General features: G+C 69.4%; 17 protein-coding genes. 3 read left to right on the plus strand and 14 right to left on the minus strand.

All coding sequences use genetic code 11. From position 1 onward, the window contains the following. Window positions 1-9: 9 nt before the first annotated feature. From HUS56_RS14610 to HUS56_RS14640, 7 genes are all read right to left on the minus strand, one after another. On the minus strand, window positions 10-840 hold the full coding sequence (locus tag HUS56_RS14610) for a shikimate dehydrogenase (RefSeq protein ID WP_173924146.1): 831 nt from the start codon (window positions 838-840) through the stop codon (window positions 10-12). Beyond that, on the minus strand, window positions 830-2,083 hold the full coding sequence (gene mltG, locus HUS56_RS14615) for an endolytic transglycosylase MltG (protein ID WP_217424029.1): 1,254 nt from the start codon (window positions 2,081-2,083) through the stop codon (window positions 830-832). The genes HUS56_RS14610 and mltG overlap by 11 nt, the downstream gene beginning before the upstream one ends. Window positions 2,084-2,241: 158 nt before the next feature. Beyond that, entirely contained in the window at window positions 2,242-2,718 is a 477-nt protein-coding gene (ruvX, locus tag HUS56_RS14620; RefSeq protein WP_173924147.1) for a Holliday junction resolvase RuvX, read from the minus strand. 5 nt (window positions 2,719-2,723) lie between these two features. Then, window positions 2,724-5,381 carry an alanine--tRNA ligase gene (alaS, locus tag HUS56_RS14625; protein WP_173924148.1) on the minus strand — a complete coding sequence of 886 codons (2,658 nt, stop codon included), beginning with the start codon at window positions 5,379-5,381 and terminating at the stop codon, window positions 2,724-2,726. 52 nt (window positions 5,382-5,433) lie between these two features. Next, entirely contained in the window at window positions 5,434-5,637 is a 204-nt protein-coding gene (locus tag HUS56_RS14630) for a hypothetical protein (protein ID WP_173924149.1), read from the minus strand. 140 nt (window positions 5,638-5,777) lie between these two features. Further along, window positions 5,778-6,401 carry a 30S ribosomal protein S4 gene (gene rpsD, locus HUS56_RS14635; protein ID WP_173924150.1) on the minus strand — a complete coding sequence of 208 codons (624 nt, stop codon included), beginning with the start codon at window positions 6,399-6,401 and terminating at the stop codon, window positions 5,778-5,780. A gap of 218 nt (window positions 6,402-6,619) precedes the next feature. Continuing rightward, a complete protein-coding gene (locus HUS56_RS14640) occupies window positions 6,620-8,035 on the minus strand; it encodes a replication-associated recombination protein A (RefSeq protein ID WP_173924151.1) in 1,416 nt (471 codons plus the stop codon). A 135-nt stretch (window positions 8,036-8,170) separates the two neighbouring features. Between HUS56_RS14640 and HUS56_RS14645 the strand changes: the two genes are divergently transcribed. The 3 genes from HUS56_RS14645 (at window position 8,171) to HUS56_RS14655 (ending at window position 10,992) form a co-directional block, all read left to right on the plus strand. Next, window positions 8,171-8,962 (plus strand): peptidylprolyl isomerase, encoded by a 792-nt coding sequence (locus HUS56_RS14645; protein WP_173924152.1) that lies wholly within the window; start codon window positions 8,171-8,173, stop codon window positions 8,960-8,962. An 85-nt stretch (window positions 8,963-9,047) separates the two neighbouring features. Next, a complete protein-coding gene (locus HUS56_RS14650; protein ID WP_173924153.1) occupies window positions 9,048-10,280 on the plus strand; it encodes a DUF349 domain-containing protein in 1,233 nt (410 codons plus the stop codon). 100 nt (window positions 10,281-10,380) lie between these two features. Further along, on the plus strand, window positions 10,381-10,992 hold the full coding sequence (locus HUS56_RS14655; protein WP_173924154.1) for a hypothetical protein: 612 nt from the start codon (window positions 10,381-10,383) through the stop codon (window positions 10,990-10,992). On the opposite strand, the gene HUS56_RS14660 is transcribed toward HUS56_RS14655, so the two are convergent. From HUS56_RS14660 to ruvC, 7 genes are all read right to left on the minus strand, one after another. After that, window positions 10,968-13,223 carry a bifunctional (p)ppGpp synthetase/guanosine-3',5'-bis(diphosphate) 3'-pyrophosphohydrolase gene (locus tag HUS56_RS14660; RefSeq protein WP_173924155.1) on the minus strand — a complete coding sequence of 752 codons (2,256 nt, stop codon included), beginning with the start codon at window positions 13,221-13,223 and terminating at the stop codon, window positions 10,968-10,970. The genes HUS56_RS14655 and HUS56_RS14660 overlap by 25 nt on opposite strands. A 71-nt stretch (window positions 13,224-13,294) precedes the next feature. Further along, entirely contained in the window at window positions 13,295-14,314 is a 1,020-nt protein-coding gene (gene secF, locus HUS56_RS14665) for a protein translocase subunit SecF (protein ID WP_173924156.1), read from the minus strand. After that, window positions 14,314-16,053: a protein translocase subunit SecD gene (gene secD / locus HUS56_RS14670; RefSeq protein WP_217424030.1), complete on the minus strand. Its 1,740-nt coding sequence runs from the start codon at window positions 16,051-16,053 to the stop codon at window positions 14,314-14,316. The genes secF and secD overlap by 1 nt, the downstream gene beginning before the upstream one ends. A 65-nt stretch (window positions 16,054-16,118) precedes the next feature. Beyond that, window positions 16,119-16,478, minus strand: coding sequence for a preprotein translocase subunit YajC (gene yajC / locus HUS56_RS14675; RefSeq protein WP_254431477.1), 360 nt, complete (start codon window positions 16,476-16,478; stop codon window positions 16,119-16,121). 99 nt (window positions 16,479-16,577) lie between these two features. After that, complete coding sequence (gene ruvB, locus HUS56_RS14680; RefSeq protein ID WP_173924158.1) at window positions 16,578-17,630, minus strand: Holliday junction branch migration DNA helicase RuvB; 1,053 nt, start codon at window positions 17,628-17,630, stop codon at window positions 16,578-16,580. Then, window positions 17,627-18,250 carry a Holliday junction branch migration protein RuvA gene (gene ruvA / locus HUS56_RS14685; protein WP_173924159.1) on the minus strand — a complete coding sequence of 208 codons (624 nt, stop codon included), beginning with the start codon at window positions 18,248-18,250 and terminating at the stop codon, window positions 17,627-17,629. The genes ruvB and ruvA overlap by 4 nt, the downstream gene beginning before the upstream one ends. Next, window positions 18,247-18,855 carry a crossover junction endodeoxyribonuclease RuvC gene (ruvC, locus tag HUS56_RS14690; RefSeq protein ID WP_173924160.1) on the minus strand — a complete coding sequence of 203 codons (609 nt, stop codon included), beginning with the start codon at window positions 18,853-18,855 and terminating at the stop codon, window positions 18,247-18,249. Before ruvC ends, ruvA begins: the two co-directional genes overlap by 4 nt. Window positions 18,856-18,861 lie beyond the last annotated feature (6 nt).

The following is an 18,861-nucleotide window of genomic DNA, read 5'->3' on the forward strand; positions in this document are numbered from 1 at the left end:
ACAGGCGTGTCAGAGGGCTTCGCGCATGGCGGCGAGCACCGCCCGCTCGTTCGGCAGGGGTGCCTGGGGGTCGCCCGCCACGAAGATGCGCACCTGCAGCAATGCCTGGTGCAGCAGCATCCCGAGCCCGTCGACGACCGCGCCGCCGGCCTCGAGCCACTGCGCCGCGAGTGCGGTCGGCCACGGATCGTAGGCGACGTCGAACAGGAGCGCGCGCCGCATGAGATCGACGGATGCCGCGGTGCCGAGCTCCGCGCGACCCGGGACGGTGCTGGCGACGAGCTCGACGTCGTCGACGGACGCGAAGTCGCGCAGCGGCGCCACATCGACCTGCAGGCCCAGGCGGCCTCCGAGTTCGACGAGGGCGCCGGACGCCTCGGGTCGCCGCAGCAGCACGCGGACCTCGCGCGCTCCGAGCTCGGCCATCGCCGCGAGTGCGGATGCCGCGGTCGCTCCCCCGCCGATGAGCGCCCCGCGTCGCATACGGTCGAATCCGGCAACGCCGAGCGCGCGCACGATGCCGCCGACGTCGGTGTTGAAACCGCGGCGACGGCCGGCGTCGAAGAGCACGGTGTTCGCCGCGCCGGTGAGGTCCACGAGTTCCTCGACCTCGTCGAGGAGCGGGATGACCTCCTGCTTCAAGGGCATGGTGAGCGAGAGCCCGAGCCAGGATTCGTCGCGCGAGTCGATGAAGGCCGCGAGCCCCGACCCATCGACCTCTTCCGACGAGTACTGCCAGTCGAGTCCGAGCGCGCGGTATGCGGCGCGGTGCAGGGCAGGGCTCTTCGAGTGGGCGATCGGCGAGCCCAGCACCGCGAGGCGGCGGGGGTCACTGGCCATAGTCGGGGTGGTCCTCGAGCCATTGGTAGAACCGCTCAGCGGCCGCCTCGTGCTCTTCGAGCGTCGCACTGAACACCGTCTCGCCGGTCTCGGGATCGACCGTCACGAAGTACAGCCAGGGCCCGTCGGCGGGGTTGAGTGCTGCCGCGATCGCGTCCGCGCCCGGGTTGCCGATCGGACCCGGCGGCAGGCCCGGATGCACGTACGTGTTGTACAGGTTGCCGGCATCGGCGCGTTCCGCGTCGGTCGTGGTCACGACCGAGTTGTCGCCGGTGCCGTAGTGCACGGTCGAGTCGAACTGCAGCAGCATTCCCTGCTCGAGCCGGTTCTGGATCACTCGGGAGACCTTCGTGAAGTCCTGCGGCAGGCCCTCGCGTTCGATCAGCGAGGCGATGGTGGCCACGCGATACCGGTCCTCGGGCGGCACCCCCGCGGCGTCGAAGGCCGCCAGGCTCTCGCCGACCATGGTCTGCACGACCTCCTCGGCCGTGACGCCGGGATCGAACGTGTACGTCGCGGGGAACAGGAAGCCCTCGAGGCTGGTCGCCTCGGCGGGAAGGCCGAGGGCCTGCGGATCCGCCGCTGCCGCCTGCAACTCCTCGAGCGGGATCTGCAGCACGGCGGATGCCTCGGCGAGGGCCTCGCCGGCCCACGTGCCCTCGGTGATGAGCAGCGTGTTCTCGAGCTTGTTCGCGGGGTCGAGCAGCGCGTCGAGTGCAGCCTGGGCGCTCATCTGCTCGGCGAGCGTGTACGCACCCGGGTGGAACTCGGGTTCGGGAGCCTGGGCGAGCAGCAGGTCGTAGAAGGCGTCGTACGACGCCGTGACCCCCTCATCGACGAGGTTCTCGGCGATGTCCGAACCGGTGTCGCCCGTGTGGATCACGAAGATGACCTCGCCGGTGCCCGCGCCGGAGTAGTCGGCGGCCGGTGTGAACCGCTCGATGAGCGAATTGACGGGACCCTGCAGGAAGAAGAACGCACCCGCCGCGAGCGCGGCGACCACGACGAGGCCGATGAGGCACCCCAAGGCGCCCCGACCCCGTCGGCGTTCGGGCGCATCGTGGTCGTGGTCGTACGCCGCCGCGGCACGTCGGTCGGCCCGCGACGGCCTCGGGGTCTTGAAGACGTCCGGCTCGGGCTCCACCTCGACCTCGGGCTCCACCTCGACCTCGGGCTCCACCTCGACCTCGGGCTCGGCCACCGCCAACCGACGCTCCAGCTCACGGGCCTCGCGCCGGGTCATGGGCTGTTGCGATCCATCCCCTGCCGCGCCCCTCGCCCGGTTCAGGGGAACGTCGTCGCCCATTCGGGGTCGCGACGGGACGTCGCCGGCCAGCAGCGCGTTCCAGTCCTCGGACGAGCGATCTGAGGACGATCCGCCCGGATCAGGTGGAAGGTGGGTCACTGGGGGGAAGACCCTTCGTCGGTGGTGAGCAGGTGCCCGGGTTCGACGCCCGAGGCCCGCTCGGTGTCGATGGCGTGTTGCAGAATGATAACGGCTGCGACTTGGTCGACGATGGGACGCTGACTGCGACTCGACCTGCCCGAGGCTCGAAGCGCCTGCTGGGCGCTCACGGTCGACAGCCGCTCGTCGACGAGGCGCACGCGCGCGCCCGTGGCGGCGAGGCGTTCGGCGAAGTCGACGGCGTCGTCGGTCGACGCCGTCGAACCGCCCGAGAGCGAGAGCGGGTTGCCGACGACGAGTTCGATCGCGCCGAATTCCTCGGCGAGATCGAGCACACGACGCACGTCGTCGTCACCGTCGGCGTGGCGGGGCACGGTCTCGACGGGGACGGCGAGCACGGCCCCGGCGTCGCACCGGGCGACGCCGATGCGCGCTCGTCCGACGTCGATGCCGAGCCGAACTCCCGGTCGCATGATCGCTACCGGCCGAGTTCGCGTCGCACGGCGTCGAGTGCGGCGGGGATCGCCGTCACGTCGTTGCCGCCACCCTGCGCGAGGTCGGGCTTTCCGCCGCCGCCGCCGCCCAGCACCTGCGCCATCGTCTTCGCGAGTGCTCCAGCGTTCGCGCCCGCCTCGCGAGCGGCAGGCGAGGTCGCCACGATCGCGATGGGCTTGCCGCCCACCTCGGCCGTGAGGGCGACGACGGATGCCGCATCGGCGAGCCTTCCGCGCACGGCCAGTGCGAGCGAACGCGCCTCGTCGGCCGAGCCGAGCGTGCCGAGCGACTCCGCGACGAGCAGCACATCGCCCGTGCGCACGGCCTTCTCGGCGAGCGACGGGGCGCGGTCTGCGAGTGCCTTGGCTTCGTACGCCTGGATCTTCTTCTCGGCCGCCTTGAGGCTCGCGACCAGGTCGCCGACCCGGTCGACGAGCTGCTCGGGGCGAGTCTTGAGCGTCGAGGTCAGCTCGGACACGAGGGCGCGCTCGGCCGCGAACCGCCGGAACGCCTCGAGGCCGACGAGCGATTCGACGCGGCGGTTGGACGCGCCGACGGATGACTCCCCCACGATGTTGATCATGCCGATCTCCGCACTCGTCGAGACGTGCGTTCCGGCACAGAGTTCGCGCGACCAGGGCCCGCCGATGTCGACGACCCTCACCACGTCGCCGTACTTCTCGCCGAACAGGGCCATCGCACCGAGGGCCTTCGCCTCGTCGAGCGGCATCTCGCGGGCGACGACCTGCAGGTTGTCGCGGATGGCGCTGTTCGAGATCTCCTCGATCTCGCTGCGGGTCTCGGGTGAGAGGGCCGAGTTCCATCCGTAGTCGAGGCGGAGGTAGCCCGCCTTGTTGAACGAGCCCGACTGCTGGGCGTTGGGCCCGAGCACCTGTCGAAGCGCCGCGTGCACGATGTGCGTGCCCGAGTGCGCCTGCGTCGCCCCACGGCGGTATTCCTCGTCGACGAGCGTCGTCGCGGCCTCGCCGACGCCGATCTCGCCCGACACCACCTTCGCGGTGTGGCTGACGAGGCCCTTCACGGGCTTCTGCACGTCGAGCACCTCGAGCTCGAATCCGTCGCCGACGATCTTGCCCTGGTCGGGCGCCTGACCGCCCGACTCCGCATAGAGCGACGTCTCGGCGAGGATGACCTCGGTCGTCTGCCCGGTGGTCGCCACCGGGACGGATCGCCCGTCGACGAGCAGCCCGAGCACGGTCGACTGCGTCGCGAGGTCGGTGTATCCCGTGAAGATCGTCTCGCCCATCGCACGGAAGTCGCTGTAGACCGAGAGATCGGCGAGCACCTTCTTCTTCGACTTGGCGTCGGCCTTCGCGCGCGTGCGCTGGGCGGTCATGAGCTCGTCGAACGCCCCTCGATCGACGGCCAGCCCCGCCTCCTCCGCCATCTCGAGGGTGAGCTCGATCGGGAACCCGTAGGTGTCGTGCAGGAGGAACGCCGTGTCGCCCGCGAGCTCGGACCTACCCGCCTCCTTCGTCGCTGCGACGGCGACGTCGAGGATCGACGTGCCGGCGGAGAGCGTGCGCAGGAACGTCTCCTCCTCACCGATCGCGAGTTGCTCGATGTGCGGGTAGTCGTGCGCGACCTCGGGATACGCGGCCTTCATGGCGTCACGGGATGCCGCGAACAGCTCCCGGAACGTCGGCCCATCGACCCCCAGCAGTCGCATCGCCCGGATGGTCCGGCGCAGCAGGCGCCGCAGGATGTAGCCGCGGCCCTCGTTGGACGGGCTGACCCCGTCGCTCATGAGCATGAGCGACGAGCGGACGTGGTCGGCGATGACGCGCATCCGCACGTCGTCTTCGTGGTCTGCACCGTAGCGGCGCCCCGACAGCTGCGCCGCGCGGTCGAGCACCGGTCGCACCTGGTCGATCTCGTACATGTTGTCGACGCCCTGCTTGATGAAGGCGACGCGTTCGAGGCCCATGCCGGTGTCGATGTTCTTCCTCGGCAGCTCCTTCACGACGCGGAAGTCGGTCTTCGACCTCACGTCGTCGATGAGGTACTGCATGAACACCAGGTTCCAGATCTCGACGTACCGGTCGTCGTCGGTCGCCGGACCTCCGTCGGCACCGTACTCGGGCCCGCGGTCGAAGAAGATCTCGGAGCACGGGCCCGCCGGTCCGGGCTGGCCGGTGTGCCAGTAGTTGGTGTCCTTGCCGAGACCCTGGATGCGGTCGTCGGGGAAGCCGGTGACGCGCGACCAGATCTCGCGAGCCTCGTCGTCGTCCTCGTAGACGGTGACCCACAGGTCGTTCGGGTCGAAGCCGTATCCGCCCTCGGCCTCAGGCGTGGTGAGCAGTTCCCACGCGAGCGAGATCGCGCCCTCCTTGAAGTAGTCGCCGAACGAGAAGTTGCCGCACATCTGGAAGAACGTTCCGTGTCGGGGGGTCTTGCCGACCTCTTCGATGTCGTTCGTGCGGATGCACTTCTGCACGCTCGTCGCTCGCGGATAGGGCGCGGGGACGAGACCCGTCAGATACGGGACGAACGGGACCATGCCGGCCACCGTGAAGAGCAGCGTCGGATCGTCGGACACGAGCGAGGCTGAAGGCACCACCGTGTGACCGCGCGCGGCGAAGAAGTCCAGCCAGCGCTGGCGGATGTCTGCTGTCTGCATGATTCCGTTCTGTATTCGGCTGCCCGGTCGAGTCGGGCGGGTCTTGAAGGCGTCAGCGCTGGACGCCGGCGGCACCGACGTCGGCGCGGAGTTCGGCCTCGCGCTCGTGGTAGCCCTCGGCGACGGCCTTGCCGAACGCCCTCGCCTTCGCGTCGATCGAGGAGAAGAACTCCCTGCCCTGGTTGGTCTGATTGAGCTGGTGAGCGACGGCGAAGCCGGCTGCGATGCCCACGACGAACCACAGAATGCTCTTCACGAATCTGCTCCCTCTGACCGATCCCGCCGCGCGAGGACCGCCCGGCCGACGACATTCTTCAGTCTAGTGACGGCTGATGCCGCTGCAGACGGAACGGGGGCCGCGGAACCCCCGCGACCCCCGTTCGAGAACCGGCCGCGTCAGCGGGCGGCGTAGTACTCGACGACGAGCTGTACATCACAGGTGACGGGGACCTCGGCGCGCTTCGGACGGCGCACGAGCGTGGCCTGCAGCTTGTCGAGCTCGACCTCGAGGTACGCCGGCGTCTTGGGAAGCACGTCGACGTGGCCACCGGCGGCGGCGACCTGGAACGGCTCGGTGCCCTCGGAGCGCTGCTTGACGCCGATGAGCTGGCCCGGCTTCACCCGGAACGAGGGGCGGTCGACGATCTTGCCGTCGACGAGGATGTGGCGGTGCACCACGAACTGGCGAGCCTGCGTGATGGTGCGGGCGAAGCCCGCGCGGAGCACGAGGGCGTCGAGGCGCATCTCGAGCAGCTCGACGAGGTTCTCACCCGTCAGGCCCTCGGTACGCCGCGCCTCGTTGAACGCGATGCGAAGCTGCTTCTCACGGATGCCGTACTGGGCGCGCAGGCGCTGCTTCTCGCGAAGGCGCACCGCGTAGTCGGAGTCGGCCTTGCGCTTGGTGCGGCCGTGCTCGCCGGGTGCGTACGGACGCTTCTCCATGTACCGGGCCGCCTTCGGGGTGAGGGCGACGCCGAGCGCACGGGAGAGTCGGGTCTTGCTACGTGACTGGTTCGACACGAATGTCCTTTCGGAAGAATCTCAAGTGTGAATTCACGGCGCGCTCGCGCGCCGGAAGTCTGTGTCAGAGGGATTCACCAAGGGCGGACCGGCTACAGATCGCACCCATTCGCCGATGATCCCTTCGCAGCCGCGCTCGAGGATCTGGCTTCAGGCCGAGGGATATGCTATCACGCCGGTCTCTGGGGCCGCAGCGCGGCGCTCGCGTCCGACCGCCGTCAACGGCCGCCGCGCACGATGCGACGCAGCTTGGCCAGACGCGCCGACACCTCGCGCTCGTTGCCGTGCTCGGTGGGCTCGTAGTACACGGCACCGCGAAGCTCGTCGGGCAGGTACTCCTGGGCGACGACGCCGATCGGGTCGTCGTGCGGGTACGCGTATCCCTTGCCGTGCCCCAATCGCTTCGCGCCGGGATAGTGCGCGTCGCGCAGGTGCTTCGGCACGCGCCCGGCCCGGCCCTCGCGCACGTCGGCGATGGCGCGATCGATGCCGAGGTAGGCCGCGTTCGACTTCGGCGCCGTTGCGAGGTGCACGACCGCCTGCGCCAGGGGGATGCGGCCCTCGGGCATGCCGATGTACTGCACGGCGTCGGCGGCGGCGACGGCGACGCCGAGTGCTGCGGGATCGGCCATGCCGATGTCTTCGGAGGCGAGCACGATGATGCGGCGGGCGATGAATCTCGGATCTTCGCCCGCCTCGATCATGCGCGCCAGGGAGGGGAGGGCGGCGTCGACGTCGCTGCCGCGCCCGGGTTTGATGAAGGCGCTGATGACGTCGTAGTGCTCGTCGCCGTTGCGGTCGTACCGGAGGAGCGCACGGTCGACCGCGCGTGCCACGATCTCGGGTGTGATGACGGGCGTCGGGCGCTCCGCGGCATCCGAGTCACCGGCATCATCGGCTCGCTCGTCGGCCTGGTGTGCTACTTCGCGCTCGTCGTCGCTCTGCTCGTCGGGCGCCTGGCCGGCAGCGACGGATGCCGCCTCGAGTGCGGTCAGTGCGCGCCGGGCGTCGCCCGACGCGAGCCGGATGATCGCGGCCCGGGCCTCGGGCTCGAGCCTGACCGCATCGGCGAGTCCACGCGGATCGGACACCGCGCGGTCGACGAGGAGGCCGAGATCGTCGTCGGTCAGCAGTTCGAGGGCCAACAGGAGCGAACGCGAGAGCAACGGCGAGATCACCGAGAACGACGGATTCTCTGTCGTCGCCGCGACCAGGATGACCCAGCCGTTCTCGACGCCGGGAAGGAGGGCGTCTTGCTGCGCCTTCGTGAATCGATGGATCTCGTCGAGGAAGAGCACGGTGGACACGCCGTAGAGGTCGCGACTCGCGCGGGCCTCCTCCATCACCTGACGCACGTCGCGCACGCCGGCCGTGACCGCCGAGAGCTCGACGAACTTGCGGCCCGAGGATCGGGCGATGGCCTGGGCGAGGGTCGTCTTGCCCGTGCCGGGCGGGCCCCAGAGGATGACGGATACCGACCCCGATTCGCCGGTGCGGTCGCTCGCAAGCGCAACCAGCGGCGAGCCGGGTGTGAGGAGGTGTCGCTGGCCGGCGACCTCGTCGAGGCTGGTCGGGCGCATGCGCACAGCCAGCGGCGTCGCGCCGGAGCGCAGCCCCGGGCTGGAGTCCACCATGCGATCCAGCGTAGCCGCGGCATCCGACACGACCGCCCGGTGCCGGAAGTGGCCGTGACCGCCATCGCCGCGATTGGTGCCGAAGCCGCGGCCTTGCGTAGAGTCGGCTCGCAGGAATCCCGAGAAGGAGCACGCGTGGCCACGAACGACCGTCAGGCGCGAGAGGAGCGCGCACGCCTGCGCACCTATCAGGCACGCCAGGAGGTGCACCTTCGCAAGCGGCGTCGTCGCATCCGCGACAACGTGATCGCCGGCATCGCGCTCGTGGTGATCCTCACGCTCGCGACCGCCGCACAGCTGGTGTACTTCAATGGCGGGCCCGGTTCTCCCGAGGCGGCGCCCGAGGCGACGGCCACGCCCACACCGGGTCCGACGCCGCCGCCGGGCGAGAACGAGGGCGACGTGCCTCCGGCCGACCTCGCCGAGGGCCGAACCTGGACCGGCACGATGACGCTGAACGAGATCCCCGTCGCCTTCGAACTCGACGGTGCCGCGGCGCCGCAGGCGGTGGCCAGCGAGATCAGCCTCATCCAATCGGGCTTCTACACCGGCACGACGTGCCATCGGCTGACCCGGGACAGCATCTGGGTGCTGCAGTGCGGCGACCCCGCCGGCGACGGCACCGGCGGCCCGGGATACAGCTATGGACCCGTCGAGAACGCACCCGCCGACAACGTGTACCCCGCCGGCACCATCGCGATGGCCCGCCAGCAGCAGGACGCGTACAGCCAGGGCAGCCAGTTCTTCATCGTCTACGAGGACACCACTCTTCCGACCGACGAGGCCGGCGGGTACACCGTCATCGGCCGGGTCACGAGTGGCCTCGACGAGCTCAAGGCCGGAATCACCGATGCGGGTACGGCTGACGGCAGCACCGACGGGGCGCCCGCGGTGCCCGTGACCATCACGGCGGTCACGATCCAGTGACGATCTGCGCCGCGAGGGCGGTGCAATAGGCTTGATCCGTTCCACCCGCCCATGGGCGGTTTCGAGACCACGACGAGGGTGAGCCGTGACCGATTCAGAGCAGCAACCGTGGGGCCGCGTCGACGAGACGGGCACCGTCTTCGTGCGCACCGCCGACGGTGAGCGGGAGGTCGGCCAGTACCCCGATGCGACGCCCGAAGAGGCGCTCGCCTACTTCGAGCGCAAGTACGCCGACCTCGCCGGCCAGGTGAGCCTGCTCGAGCAGCGGGTGCGCCGCGGTGCGCCGGCGGCGGATGTCGCGAAGGCGGTCGCCACACTTCGGGACTCCGTCGCGAACGCGCACGCGGTCGGCGACCTCGACGCCCTCGCGCGACGACTCGAGGCGCTGTCGGGCACCACGAAGGAGCTCACGGAACAGCAGCAGGCGGAGGCCAGGGCCGCGTTGGCGGAGGCCATCGCCGAGCGCACTCGAATCGTGGAACAGGCAGAGGCCCTCGCTGCTCAAGACCCTGCGAAGACGCAGTGGAAGCAGGCGACGGCCGAGCTCGACGCGCTCTTCGCGAGCTGGCAGCAGCACCAGCAGAACGGTCCCCGGCTGCCCAAGAACGAGGCGAACGAGCTGTGGAAGCGGTTCCGCACCGCTCGATCCACCATCGAGCAGCACCGCAAGGCGTTCTTCGCCGAGCTCGACGCGACGCATCGCGACGTCCGTGCCCGCAAGCAGGCGCTCATCGAGCGCGCCGAGGCACTCGCCCCACGGGGCGCCGAGGCCGTCGGCGAGTACCGCAACCTGCTCGACGAGTGGAAGCAGGCCGGGCGCGCCGGCAAGAAGCTCGACGACGCGCTGTGGGCGAAGTTCAAGGCCGCCGGAGATGTGCTGTTCCAGGCGAAGGCCGAGGCCGATGCCAAAGAGGACGAGGCGTACCGCGCCAACCTCACCGAGAAGCTGGCGCTTCTCGAGCAAGCGGAGAAGCTCACCTCCGAGACCGATCCCAAGCAGGCACGCGCCGCCCTGAACCGCATCCAGCGCAGCTGGGACGACATCGGCAAGGTTCCGCGCGACCAGGTCCGAGCCGTCGAAGAGCGTCTCCGCAAGGTCGAGACGCACGTCCGCTCACTCGAAGACGAGCACTGGCAGCGCGAAGACCCGGAGAAGAAGGCGCGCTCCGAGGGCATGGTCGGCCAGCTGCAGGACGCCATCGCGAAGCTCGAGGCCGAGCTCGCGGCCGCCGAGGCCGGAGGCGACGCGCGGGCCGCGGCATCCGCCCGCGAGGCGCTCGATGCCCGCCGCGCGTGGCTCAAGGCCGTCGACGGCTGAGCAGCACCGACCCGTCCCACGCAGCGGGTGGATCCCCGGGCTTATCCACAGGCCCGGCCGAAGGCGGTCGAGGCGGTGACGGATGCCGCAGCATTGCGTCATGGCCCGCCTCCGATCCGTGCTCGACACCGACGACCTTCCCATCGCAGAGCTCTGTGCCGCGCGCCTCGACGGCGAGGTCGTGGCGATCGACCATGGATGGGTCCCCGTCGACGAACCCGACCACGCGGCGTCGAGGGCCGCGCTCGTCGCGCTCCAGGTGCCGCGGTCGCTCATCATCGAGCGGCTGTCGGCGGCATGGGTGCACGGGGCGATCGCATCGCCCCCCGTCGTCGCGCAGTTCTGCGTCCCGTACAGCGCTCGCATCGCCGTGCTGAATCACCGCCGGGTCAGCGTGCGCGAGGTGCGCATCGACGCCCGCGACATCGTCGAGGTCGGCGACCAGCCGTGCACCACCATCGACCGCACCGCGTTCGACGTGCTGCGGGATCACACGCTCGACGACCGGGTCGCCTGTGACGTGGTGGCTGCCCTGCATCACGTGCGGCCCGAGATCATCAACCTGGTTGAGCACCGGCTCGACGGTGCGGTGCGCATGCCGCACCGTTCGCTCGCCGTTTCACGCCTGCGCCGTACCGAGGCCGCACTGCGATCAGCCGGTCGGGCGGGGGCATCGCGGCTCGGCGATCATCCGCCGTCGCTCACGCGGTAGACGTCGTAGACGGCGTCGATCCGCCGAACCGCGTTCAGCACCCGGTCGAGGTGCGTCGTGTCGCCCATCTCGAACACGAACCGACTGATCGCCAGGCGGTCGGCTGACGTCGAGACGTTCGCCGACAGGATGTTCACGTGGTGCTCCGAGAGCACACGCGTGACGTCGGAGAGCAGGCCGGCGCGGTCGAGCGCCTCGATCTGGATCTGCACCAGGAACACGCTCTTCGAGCTCGGCGCCCATTCCACGTCGATCATCCGCTCGGGCTCGCGCATCAACGACTGCACGTTGTGGCAGGTCGCCTGGTGTACCGAGACCCCGGCGCCGCGGGTGATGAACCCGACGATCTCGTCGCCGGGCACGGGCGTGCAGCACCGTGCCAGCTTCACAAGGATGTCGGGCGCTCCGCGCACGAGCACCCCCGAGTCGGAATTGCGCGGGAGCGGCCGCGAACGCACCGGGATGGGCAGGTCGGGCTCGTCGCCCTCGTCGACGTCGCGGACGAGCGCGACCACCTTCTCGAGCACCGACTGGGTGGAGACGTGCCCTTCGCCGACCGCCGCGTACAGCGCCGACACGTCGTCGTAGCGCAGCTGAGCGGCGACCTCTGCGAAGGACTCCTGGCTCATGAGCTTCTGCAGCGGCAGGTTCTGCTTGCGCATGGCACGCGCGATGGAATCGCGACCCTGCTCGATCGCCTCGTCTCGTCGCTCCTTGGTGAACCACTGGCGGATCTTGTTGCGGGCCCGGGGGCTCTTCACGAACGTGAGCCAGTCCTGGCTCGGTCCGGAGTCGGGGTTCTTGGAGGTGAACACCTCGACGACGTCACCGCTCGTGAGTTCGCTCTCGAGGGGGACCAGGCGGCCGTTCACCTTCGCGCCCATGGTGCGATGGCCGACCTCCGTGTGCACCGCGTACGCGAAGTCGATCGGCGTCGCCCCGGCGGGCAGGCCGATGACCCGCCCCTTCGGTGTGAAGACGTAGACCTCCTTGGCGCCGATCTCGAACCGCAGCGAGTCCAGGAATTCGCCCGGATCGGCCGTCTCGGCCTGCCAGTCGGAGATGTGCGCGAGCCACGCCATGTCGGTCTCGCTCGCGGTCGATCGATCGGTGGAACGGCCGGTCGCCATCCGCTCCTTGTACTTCCAGTGCGCGGCGACACCGTACTCGGCCCGCTGGTGCATGTCGTGGGTGCGGATCTGGATCTCGACGGCGCGACCCTTCGGCCCGAGCACCGTCGTGTGCAGCGACTGGTACAGGTTGAACTTCGGGGTCGCGATGTAGTCCTTGAAGCGACCCGGCAACGGAGTCCACCGCGCGTGGATGGCGCCGAGCACGGCATAGCAGTCGCGAACCGAGTTGACGAGGACGCGGATGCCGACGAGGTCGTAGATCTCGTCGAAGTCGCGCCCGCGCACGATCATCTTCTGGTAGATCGAGTAGTACTGCTTGGGGCGGCCGACCACCTTGCCGCGGATCTTGGCGTTCTTCAGGTCTTCGCTCACGAGGTCGATGACCGTCTGCACGAACTCCTCGCGCTGCGGGGTGCGTTGCTTCACGAGACTCTCGATCTCGGCGTAGAGCTTCGGGTACAGCACCGCGAAGGAGAGATCCTCGAGCTCCCACTTGATGGCCTGGATGCCGAGGCGATGTGCCAGCGGCGCGTAGATCTCGAGCGTCTCGGTCGCCTTGCGAGACGCCGATTCGGCCGGCACGAAGCCCCACGTGCGCGCGTTGTGGAGCCGGTCGGCGAGCTTGATGATGAGCACTCGGATGTCTTTCGACATCGCGACGATCATCTTGCGCACGGTCTCGGCCTGCGTGGAGTCGCCGTACTTCACCTTGTCGAGCTTGGTGACACCGTCGACGAGCATCGCGATCTCGTCGCCGAAGTCGGCGCGCACCTGATCCAGCGTGTACGCGGTGTCTTCGACGGTGTCGTGCAGGAGTGCCGCGGCGACCGTCTTCGACCCGATACCGAGGTCGGCGAGGATCTGCGCAACGGCGACCGGGTGGGTGATGTACGGCTCACCGCTCTTGCGCTTCTGGCCCTCGTGCGCGCGTTCGGCGACCGTGTAGGCCCGCTCGATGAGGCTCAGGTCGGCCTTGGGGTGGTGCATCCGCACCGTGCGCATGAGCGTGTCGACCGCGCCCGACGGCTGCGCCTTCGAGAAGATCCGGGGTACGAGGCGGCGCAGCGAAGCGGTCGAGTTGATTCCCGCCTCGGTCATACGCGCACCTCCAGAACTCAATTATCGCTGCTCTGGACGGGGCACCGTGCCGCATTCGCCACGGGCGATCGTCACGCCGTGGGAACCGCCTCGACGGAGGCCGATCCGGTACCGGCACGCTCGCGCTCCTTCAGCACCTTCTGGTCGTGCTTGCGGATCGCCGGCTCCCCCTCGCGGAGCTGCGAGTACAACGGCGCCGCGAGGAACACGGTCGACCAGGTGCCGACGATGATGCCGATCAGCAGGGCGAGCGAGATGTCTCGCAGCGTGTCGGCCCCGAGCACGCCCGCGCCGATGAAGAGGATCGCGGCGACCGGGAGCGCGGCCACCACGCTCGTGTTGATCGAGCGCACGAGCGTCTGGTTCACGGCGAGGTTCACCGATTCCGCGAAAGTGCGTCGCGATTCATGACTCTCCTCGGCGGTGTTCTCCCGGATCTTGTCGAACACCACCACGGTGTCGTAGAGCGAGTACGCGAGGATGGTGAGGATTCCGATGGTCGCTGCGGGGCTGACCTCGAAGCCGACGGCCGCGTACACGCCGACCGTGACGATGAGGTCCGCGATGAGGGCGAGGATGGCCGCCAACGACATCTTCCATGTCCGGAAGTAGAGCGCCATGATGATGCCCGCCAGCAGGAGGAACGCGACGAGCCCCACGAGCGCCTGGCGCGTGACATCCGCACCCCAGCTCGGTCCGATGAATGACGAGGTGACCTCGCTCTCGGGCACGTCGTACGCCTCGGCGAGCGCGGAGGTGACGGCGCGCGAGTCCGCCTGCTCGAGCTGGTCGGTCTGCACACGCACACCGTCACCGCCGATGATGGTGACGTGAGCGGTGGCGTCGGGGACGACGGAGCTGACGGCATCGATGGCCGGCTGCGGCTCGGCGTTCTCGACGCCGAGGATCTGGAACTGCGAACCGCCCCGGAACTCGATGCTGAAGTTGATTCCACGGAAGACCGGGATGAGCACCGACAGCAGGAGCAGCACCGCGATGGCCGCGTACCACTTCCTGCGGCCACCGACGAAGTTGAACGAGCGCTTGCCCGTATAGAGGTCGTTGCCGAATGTCGTGAGCCGGTTGGCCATCAGGACTCCTTGCCTTCGCTCGTCCGGCCGCCGACGCCCGCAGTGGCCTTGCGCTCCGCGATGGTCTGACGCTTCTGCGCCTCCTTCGAGCTGGAGGCGACCTTGCTGGCCGGCACCGCGACGGGCTTGCGGAACTCAGCACGCCCACGGTAGACGGCACCGAGCGCATTGGGATCGAGACCCGACCACGGGTTGCCGCTCGAGAAGAACCTGGTCTGCGCGAGCAGCTGGAGCATGGGGTGCGTGAACAGGATCACGATGACCACGTCGATGATCGTGGTGAGTCCGAGGGTGTAGGCGAAGCCCTTCACGCTGCCCACGGCGAGGATGAACAGCACGATCGCCGCGAGCAGGTTGGTGGCCTTCGACGCGAGCACCGTGCGGAACGCCCGCTTCCATCCGGCCTCGACCGCGCCGACGAGGGGGCGGCCGTCGCGGAGCTCGTCACGGACGCGTTCGAAGTAGATGATGAACGAGTCGGCGGTGAATCCGATCGCGACGATGAGGCCCGCGATGCCGGCCAACGACAGGCGGTAGCCCTCGCGCCACGAGAGGATCGTGATGACGAGGTAGGTGATCACTCCCGCGATCACCAGCGAGGCGATCGTGACGGACGCCAGCGCGCGGTACTGGAAGATCGTGTAGCCCACGACGAGCAGCAGGCCGATGAGGCCGGCGATGAGGCCCGACTGCAACTGCGACGTGCCGAGGGTCGCGGAGATCGTGTCGGAGGACTGCACCGTGAAGCTGATCGGGAGCGCTCCGAACTTCAACTGGTCGGCCAGCGTCTTCGAGGACTCCTGCGTGAAGCTGCCGGTGATCTGCGGGCGTCCGTCGGTGATCGCCCCGTTCATCTGGGGTGCGGTGAGCACCGCACCGTCGAGGACGAACGCGAACTGGTCGCGAGGCGACGCTCCCTGGCCCTGCAGGCCGTACAGGCGCGTGCTCACCTTGGCGAAGTCTTCGGTGCCCTTGTCGTCGAACTGGATGTTCACCGCCCACTGACCGGTGTTCGCCCCGGTCTGGGTCGTCACCATTCCGTTGGTCGCGTCGACGATGTTGGCTCCGCTCGCCTCGACCGGGCCGAGCAGGTACTTCGCCATGCGGTCGATGTCGCAGGTGACGAGGGGCTCGTCGGCAGGCGCCACGTTCGTCTCGGCCTCGTCGAGCGCCGAGCAGTCGAAATTGTCGAACTCGTTCTGCAGCGCCGGCGTGACCCAGGCCAGGTCGCTGCCGTCGGTCGGCTCGGCCGTCGGCTCGGTCTCGAGCTCCTCGGCGGGCGCGGTCGGCTCGGGGCTCGCGCTGGGGTCGATCGCCTGGTTCGTCGCGGCACTGGCGAGGAGCACCGCGCGCAGCTCGAGCTTCGCGGATGATTCGATGCGGTCACGCGTCTGGTCGTCGAGCTCGCCGGGGATGCGGACGACGACGTTCGACCCCTCGGTGTTGATCTCGGACTCGGCGACGCCCGAGGCGTCGACACGCTGACGGATGATCGAGACCGCCTGATCGAGCTGCTCCTGCGAGACGGACTCGCCCGTCTCGACCTTCGGGGCGAGGATGATCTGCGTGCCGCCCTCGAGGTCGAGGGCCAGTTTCGGCGTCCAGGAGCCGCCGCCCCAGATCACTCCTGCGGCGTTGATGGCGAAGAGCGCCGCGATGATGACGCCGAGCCAGGTGAGTGATCGCCATGCCTTGCGCACTGGAGTCGGTCGGGACGACCGCTTGGATGGTGCAGCCACGTGTTCTGCTTTCTCTGCTGGAGCCCGCGCGACGTCGCGCGGGCCGAGCCTCGACGGTCGTGGGCTCAGTCGTCCGACTTCTTGGTGTCGGGCGTCTCGTCGGTGGGTGCGTCGTCGACGCGCTCGCCGAACTCGGGCTCGACGCCGGTGTCGGCCGACCCGACCTCGGTCACCGCCGGGACGGCGCTCGGCTCGACGACGCGGGCCACGGTCTGGCGGTGCACCGTCAGCACCGTGCCGGGAGACGTCTCGAGGAGGACCTGGTTCTCGTCGTCGTCGATCGAGAGGATGGTTCCGAAGACACCGAAGTTGGTCATGACCTTGGCGCCCGGCTGGACCTTCGCCTGCAGTTCACGAGCCTCTGCCTGCCGCTTGCGGGAGTTGCGGAACATGAAGAAGATCAGCACCGCCAGGACGGCGAGCATGATGATAGTGAACGGATCGAACGTCATGAGGGGGGTGAACCTTCCGGTGTGCGGGGAACCGCACGAAATCGACGGCGGCGAGGACGAAGCCTCATTGGATTATAGGTCATCGATCGGAAGGGTCGCTGCGCCCCGTGGAGCACCCTCGGACAACCCGAAATGCCGCCACGCTGAGGGGGTCGCCACGCGCCCGCGGGGGGTGCGCGTGAGCAGTCCGATGCGCACAAGGAAGGGCTCCACGACCGCCTCGATCGTCTCGGCCTCCTCACCGACCGACACGGCCAGGGTGTTGAGCCCGACGGGTCCGCCGCCGAAACGGGTGAGGATCGTCTGCATGACGGCACGGTCGAGTCGGTCGAGGCCGAGCGCGTCGACGTCGTAGAGGTCGAGCGCGGCCTTGACGGCATCGACGCTCGCTCCTCCGCCGTGGACGAGCGCGTAGTCGCGGACGCGCCGGAGCAGTCGATTCGCGATGCGCGGCGTGCCACGGCAGCGCCCCGCGATCTCGGCGATGGCCGGGCGGTCGATCTCGAGGCCCAGCATCGACGCGGCGCGGGCCAGGACCTGCTCGAGCTCGGCCTCGTCGTAGAACTCGAGATGGGCGGTGAACCCGAACCGATCACGCAGCGGATTCGGCAGCAGGCCTGCGCGGGTCGTCGCACCGACGAGGGTGAAGGGGGCCAGGTCGAGCGGCACTGACGTGGCGCCCGCACCCTTGCCCACCATGATGTCGATTCTGAAGTCCTCCATGGCGAGGTACAGCATCTCTTCGGCCGACCGCGCCATGCGATGGATCTCGTCGATGAAGAGCACCTCCCCCGGAACCAGCGAGCTGAGGACCGCGGCGAGGTCGCCGGCGTGCTGGATGGCGGGGCCGCTCGACATGCGAAGGGGGCGACCGCCCTCGTGCGCGACGATCATCGCGAGGGTCGTCTTGCCGAGCCCGGGCGGGCCCGCAAGCAGGATGTGGTCGGGCGTGCGCTGCTGCAGCGTCGCGGCCGTCAACAGGAGTTGCAGCTGCCCCCGTACACGGGTCTGCCCCACGAACTCGGCGAGAGTGCGAGGTCGGAGTGCGCCCTCGAATGCCAGCTCGGCCTCGGACGCGAGCGCCGGATCGGTGAGGTCGAGGTTCGGGTCGTCGACGCCGCTCACCGTACCCTCCCGGCCTGTTGCGCCGGCCCGAGTCGGGAGAGCGTGAGCCTGAGCACCGTGGGCACGGATGCCGCCTCGCTCTCAGTCGCGCCGGCCATGGTCTCTTCGAGGGCCTCAGCGGCCACACGCTCGGTCCAGCCCAGTCCGGTGAGGGCGGCCAGGACGCTCTCGGCGACGCCGCCCGTCGCCACCGCGGCGCCGGTCGCGGGAGGGGTCGACGCCGCGACGAGCTTGCCCGCGAGCGATACGGTGATGAGCTTCGCCGTCTTCGGGCCGATGCCGCTCACCTTGCGGAACACCGCGTCGTCGTCGGCCTGGACGGCCGCCGCGACCTGCTCTGGCGACAGTGCCGAGAGCACGCCGAGAGCGGACTTGGGCCCGACCCCGGTGACACCGATCAGCAGTTCGAACACGTCGAGTTCGGAGCGGGTGGCGAATCCGAAGAGGGTCAATGCGTCTTCGCGGACGATGAGGCTGGTGTGCACCGAGAGCTCGTCGCCCTCGCGGCTCGCCAGCGCGAGCGCCGGCGTGGTGTTCACCTGGAAGCCGACGCCGCCGACCTCGATGACGACCGAGCTGCCGGCCGCTGCGAGCACGCGGCCACGGAGAGAGGAGATCACTCCTTCACCCTACGGGCGGCCCCCGACGCGGCAGCGGAGCGCTCCGCGGCGAGCCATGCACGCTGAGCCGGCGTGAGCGCCGACCCGTCTGCCGACTGGTCGTCTGCGCCGAGCCGTGCCGCACCGGGCGCGCCTCCGCTGCGCCACGCGTGGCAGATGGCGAGAGCGAGCGCGTCCGCGGCATCCGCCGGCTTGGGCACCGCCTCGAGGCCGAGGATCCGGGCCACCATCGCCCCGACCTGCGCTTTGTCGGCTCGCCCGTACCCGGTGATCGCGGCCTTCACCTCGCTCGGGGTGTGCAGAGCCACGGGCAGCACGCGGCGCGCCGCGATCAGCATGGCGACCCCCGAGATCTGGGCCGTGCCCATGATGGTCGACACGTCGCTTCGCGCGAACACGCGCTCGAGGGCGACCGCGTGCGGCCGATGCTCGTCGATGATCGCCTCGAGACCTTCGGCGATCCGCACGAGCCGAGCAGGGGTGTCGAGGGCGGCCGACGACCGCAGCACCACGACGTCGACCAGCCGCGCGGAGCGGTCGGGCTCGACGTCGACCACGCCGACGCCGCACCGCGTCAGACCCGGGTCGATGCCGAGCACGCGCACGGCGAT

Origin of the sequence: Agromyces sp. Marseille-P2726 (assembly GCF_902809835.1) — a bacterium.
Classification (GTDB): Bacteria; Actinomycetota; Actinomycetes; order Actinomycetales; family Microbacteriaceae; genus Agromyces.

What these genes read in the sequence shown, in the direction of transcription:
- HUS56_RS14610 (WP_173924146.1), bottom strand. Translation starts at nt 840, where the DNA reads ATGGCCAGTGACCCCCGCCGCCTCGCGGTGCTGGGCTCGCCGATCGCC.
- mltG (WP_217424029.1), bottom strand. Translation starts at nt 2,083, where the DNA reads ATGACCCGGCGCGAGGCCCGTGAGCTGGAGCGTCGGTTGGCGGTGGCC.
- ruvX (WP_173924147.1), bottom strand. Translation starts at nt 2,718, where the DNA reads ATGCGACCGGGAGTTCGGCTCGGCATCGACGTCGGACGAGCGCGCATC.
- alaS (WP_173924148.1), bottom strand. Translation starts at nt 5,381, where the DNA reads ATGCAGACAGCAGACATCCGCCAGCGCTGGCTGGACTTCTTCGCCGCG.
- HUS56_RS14640 (WP_173924151.1), bottom strand. Translation starts at nt 8,035, where the DNA reads ATGGTGGACTCCAGCCCGGGGCTGCGCTCCGGCGCGACGCCGCTGGCT.
- HUS56_RS14655 (WP_173924154.1), top strand. Translation starts at nt 10,381, where the DNA reads ATGGCCCGCCTCCGATCCGTGCTCGACACCGACGACCTTCCCATCGCA.
- HUS56_RS14660 (WP_173924155.1), bottom strand. Translation starts at nt 13,223, where the DNA reads ATGACCGAGGCGGGAATCAACTCGACCGCTTCGCTGCGCCGCCTCGTA.
- secF (WP_173924156.1), bottom strand. Translation starts at nt 14,314, where the DNA reads ATGGCCAACCGGCTCACGACATTCGGCAACGACCTCTATACGGGCAAG.
- yajC (WP_254431477.1), bottom strand. Translation starts at nt 16,478, where the DNA reads ATGCTCGCCGTCCTGGCGGTGCTGATCTTCTTCATGTTCCGCAACTCC.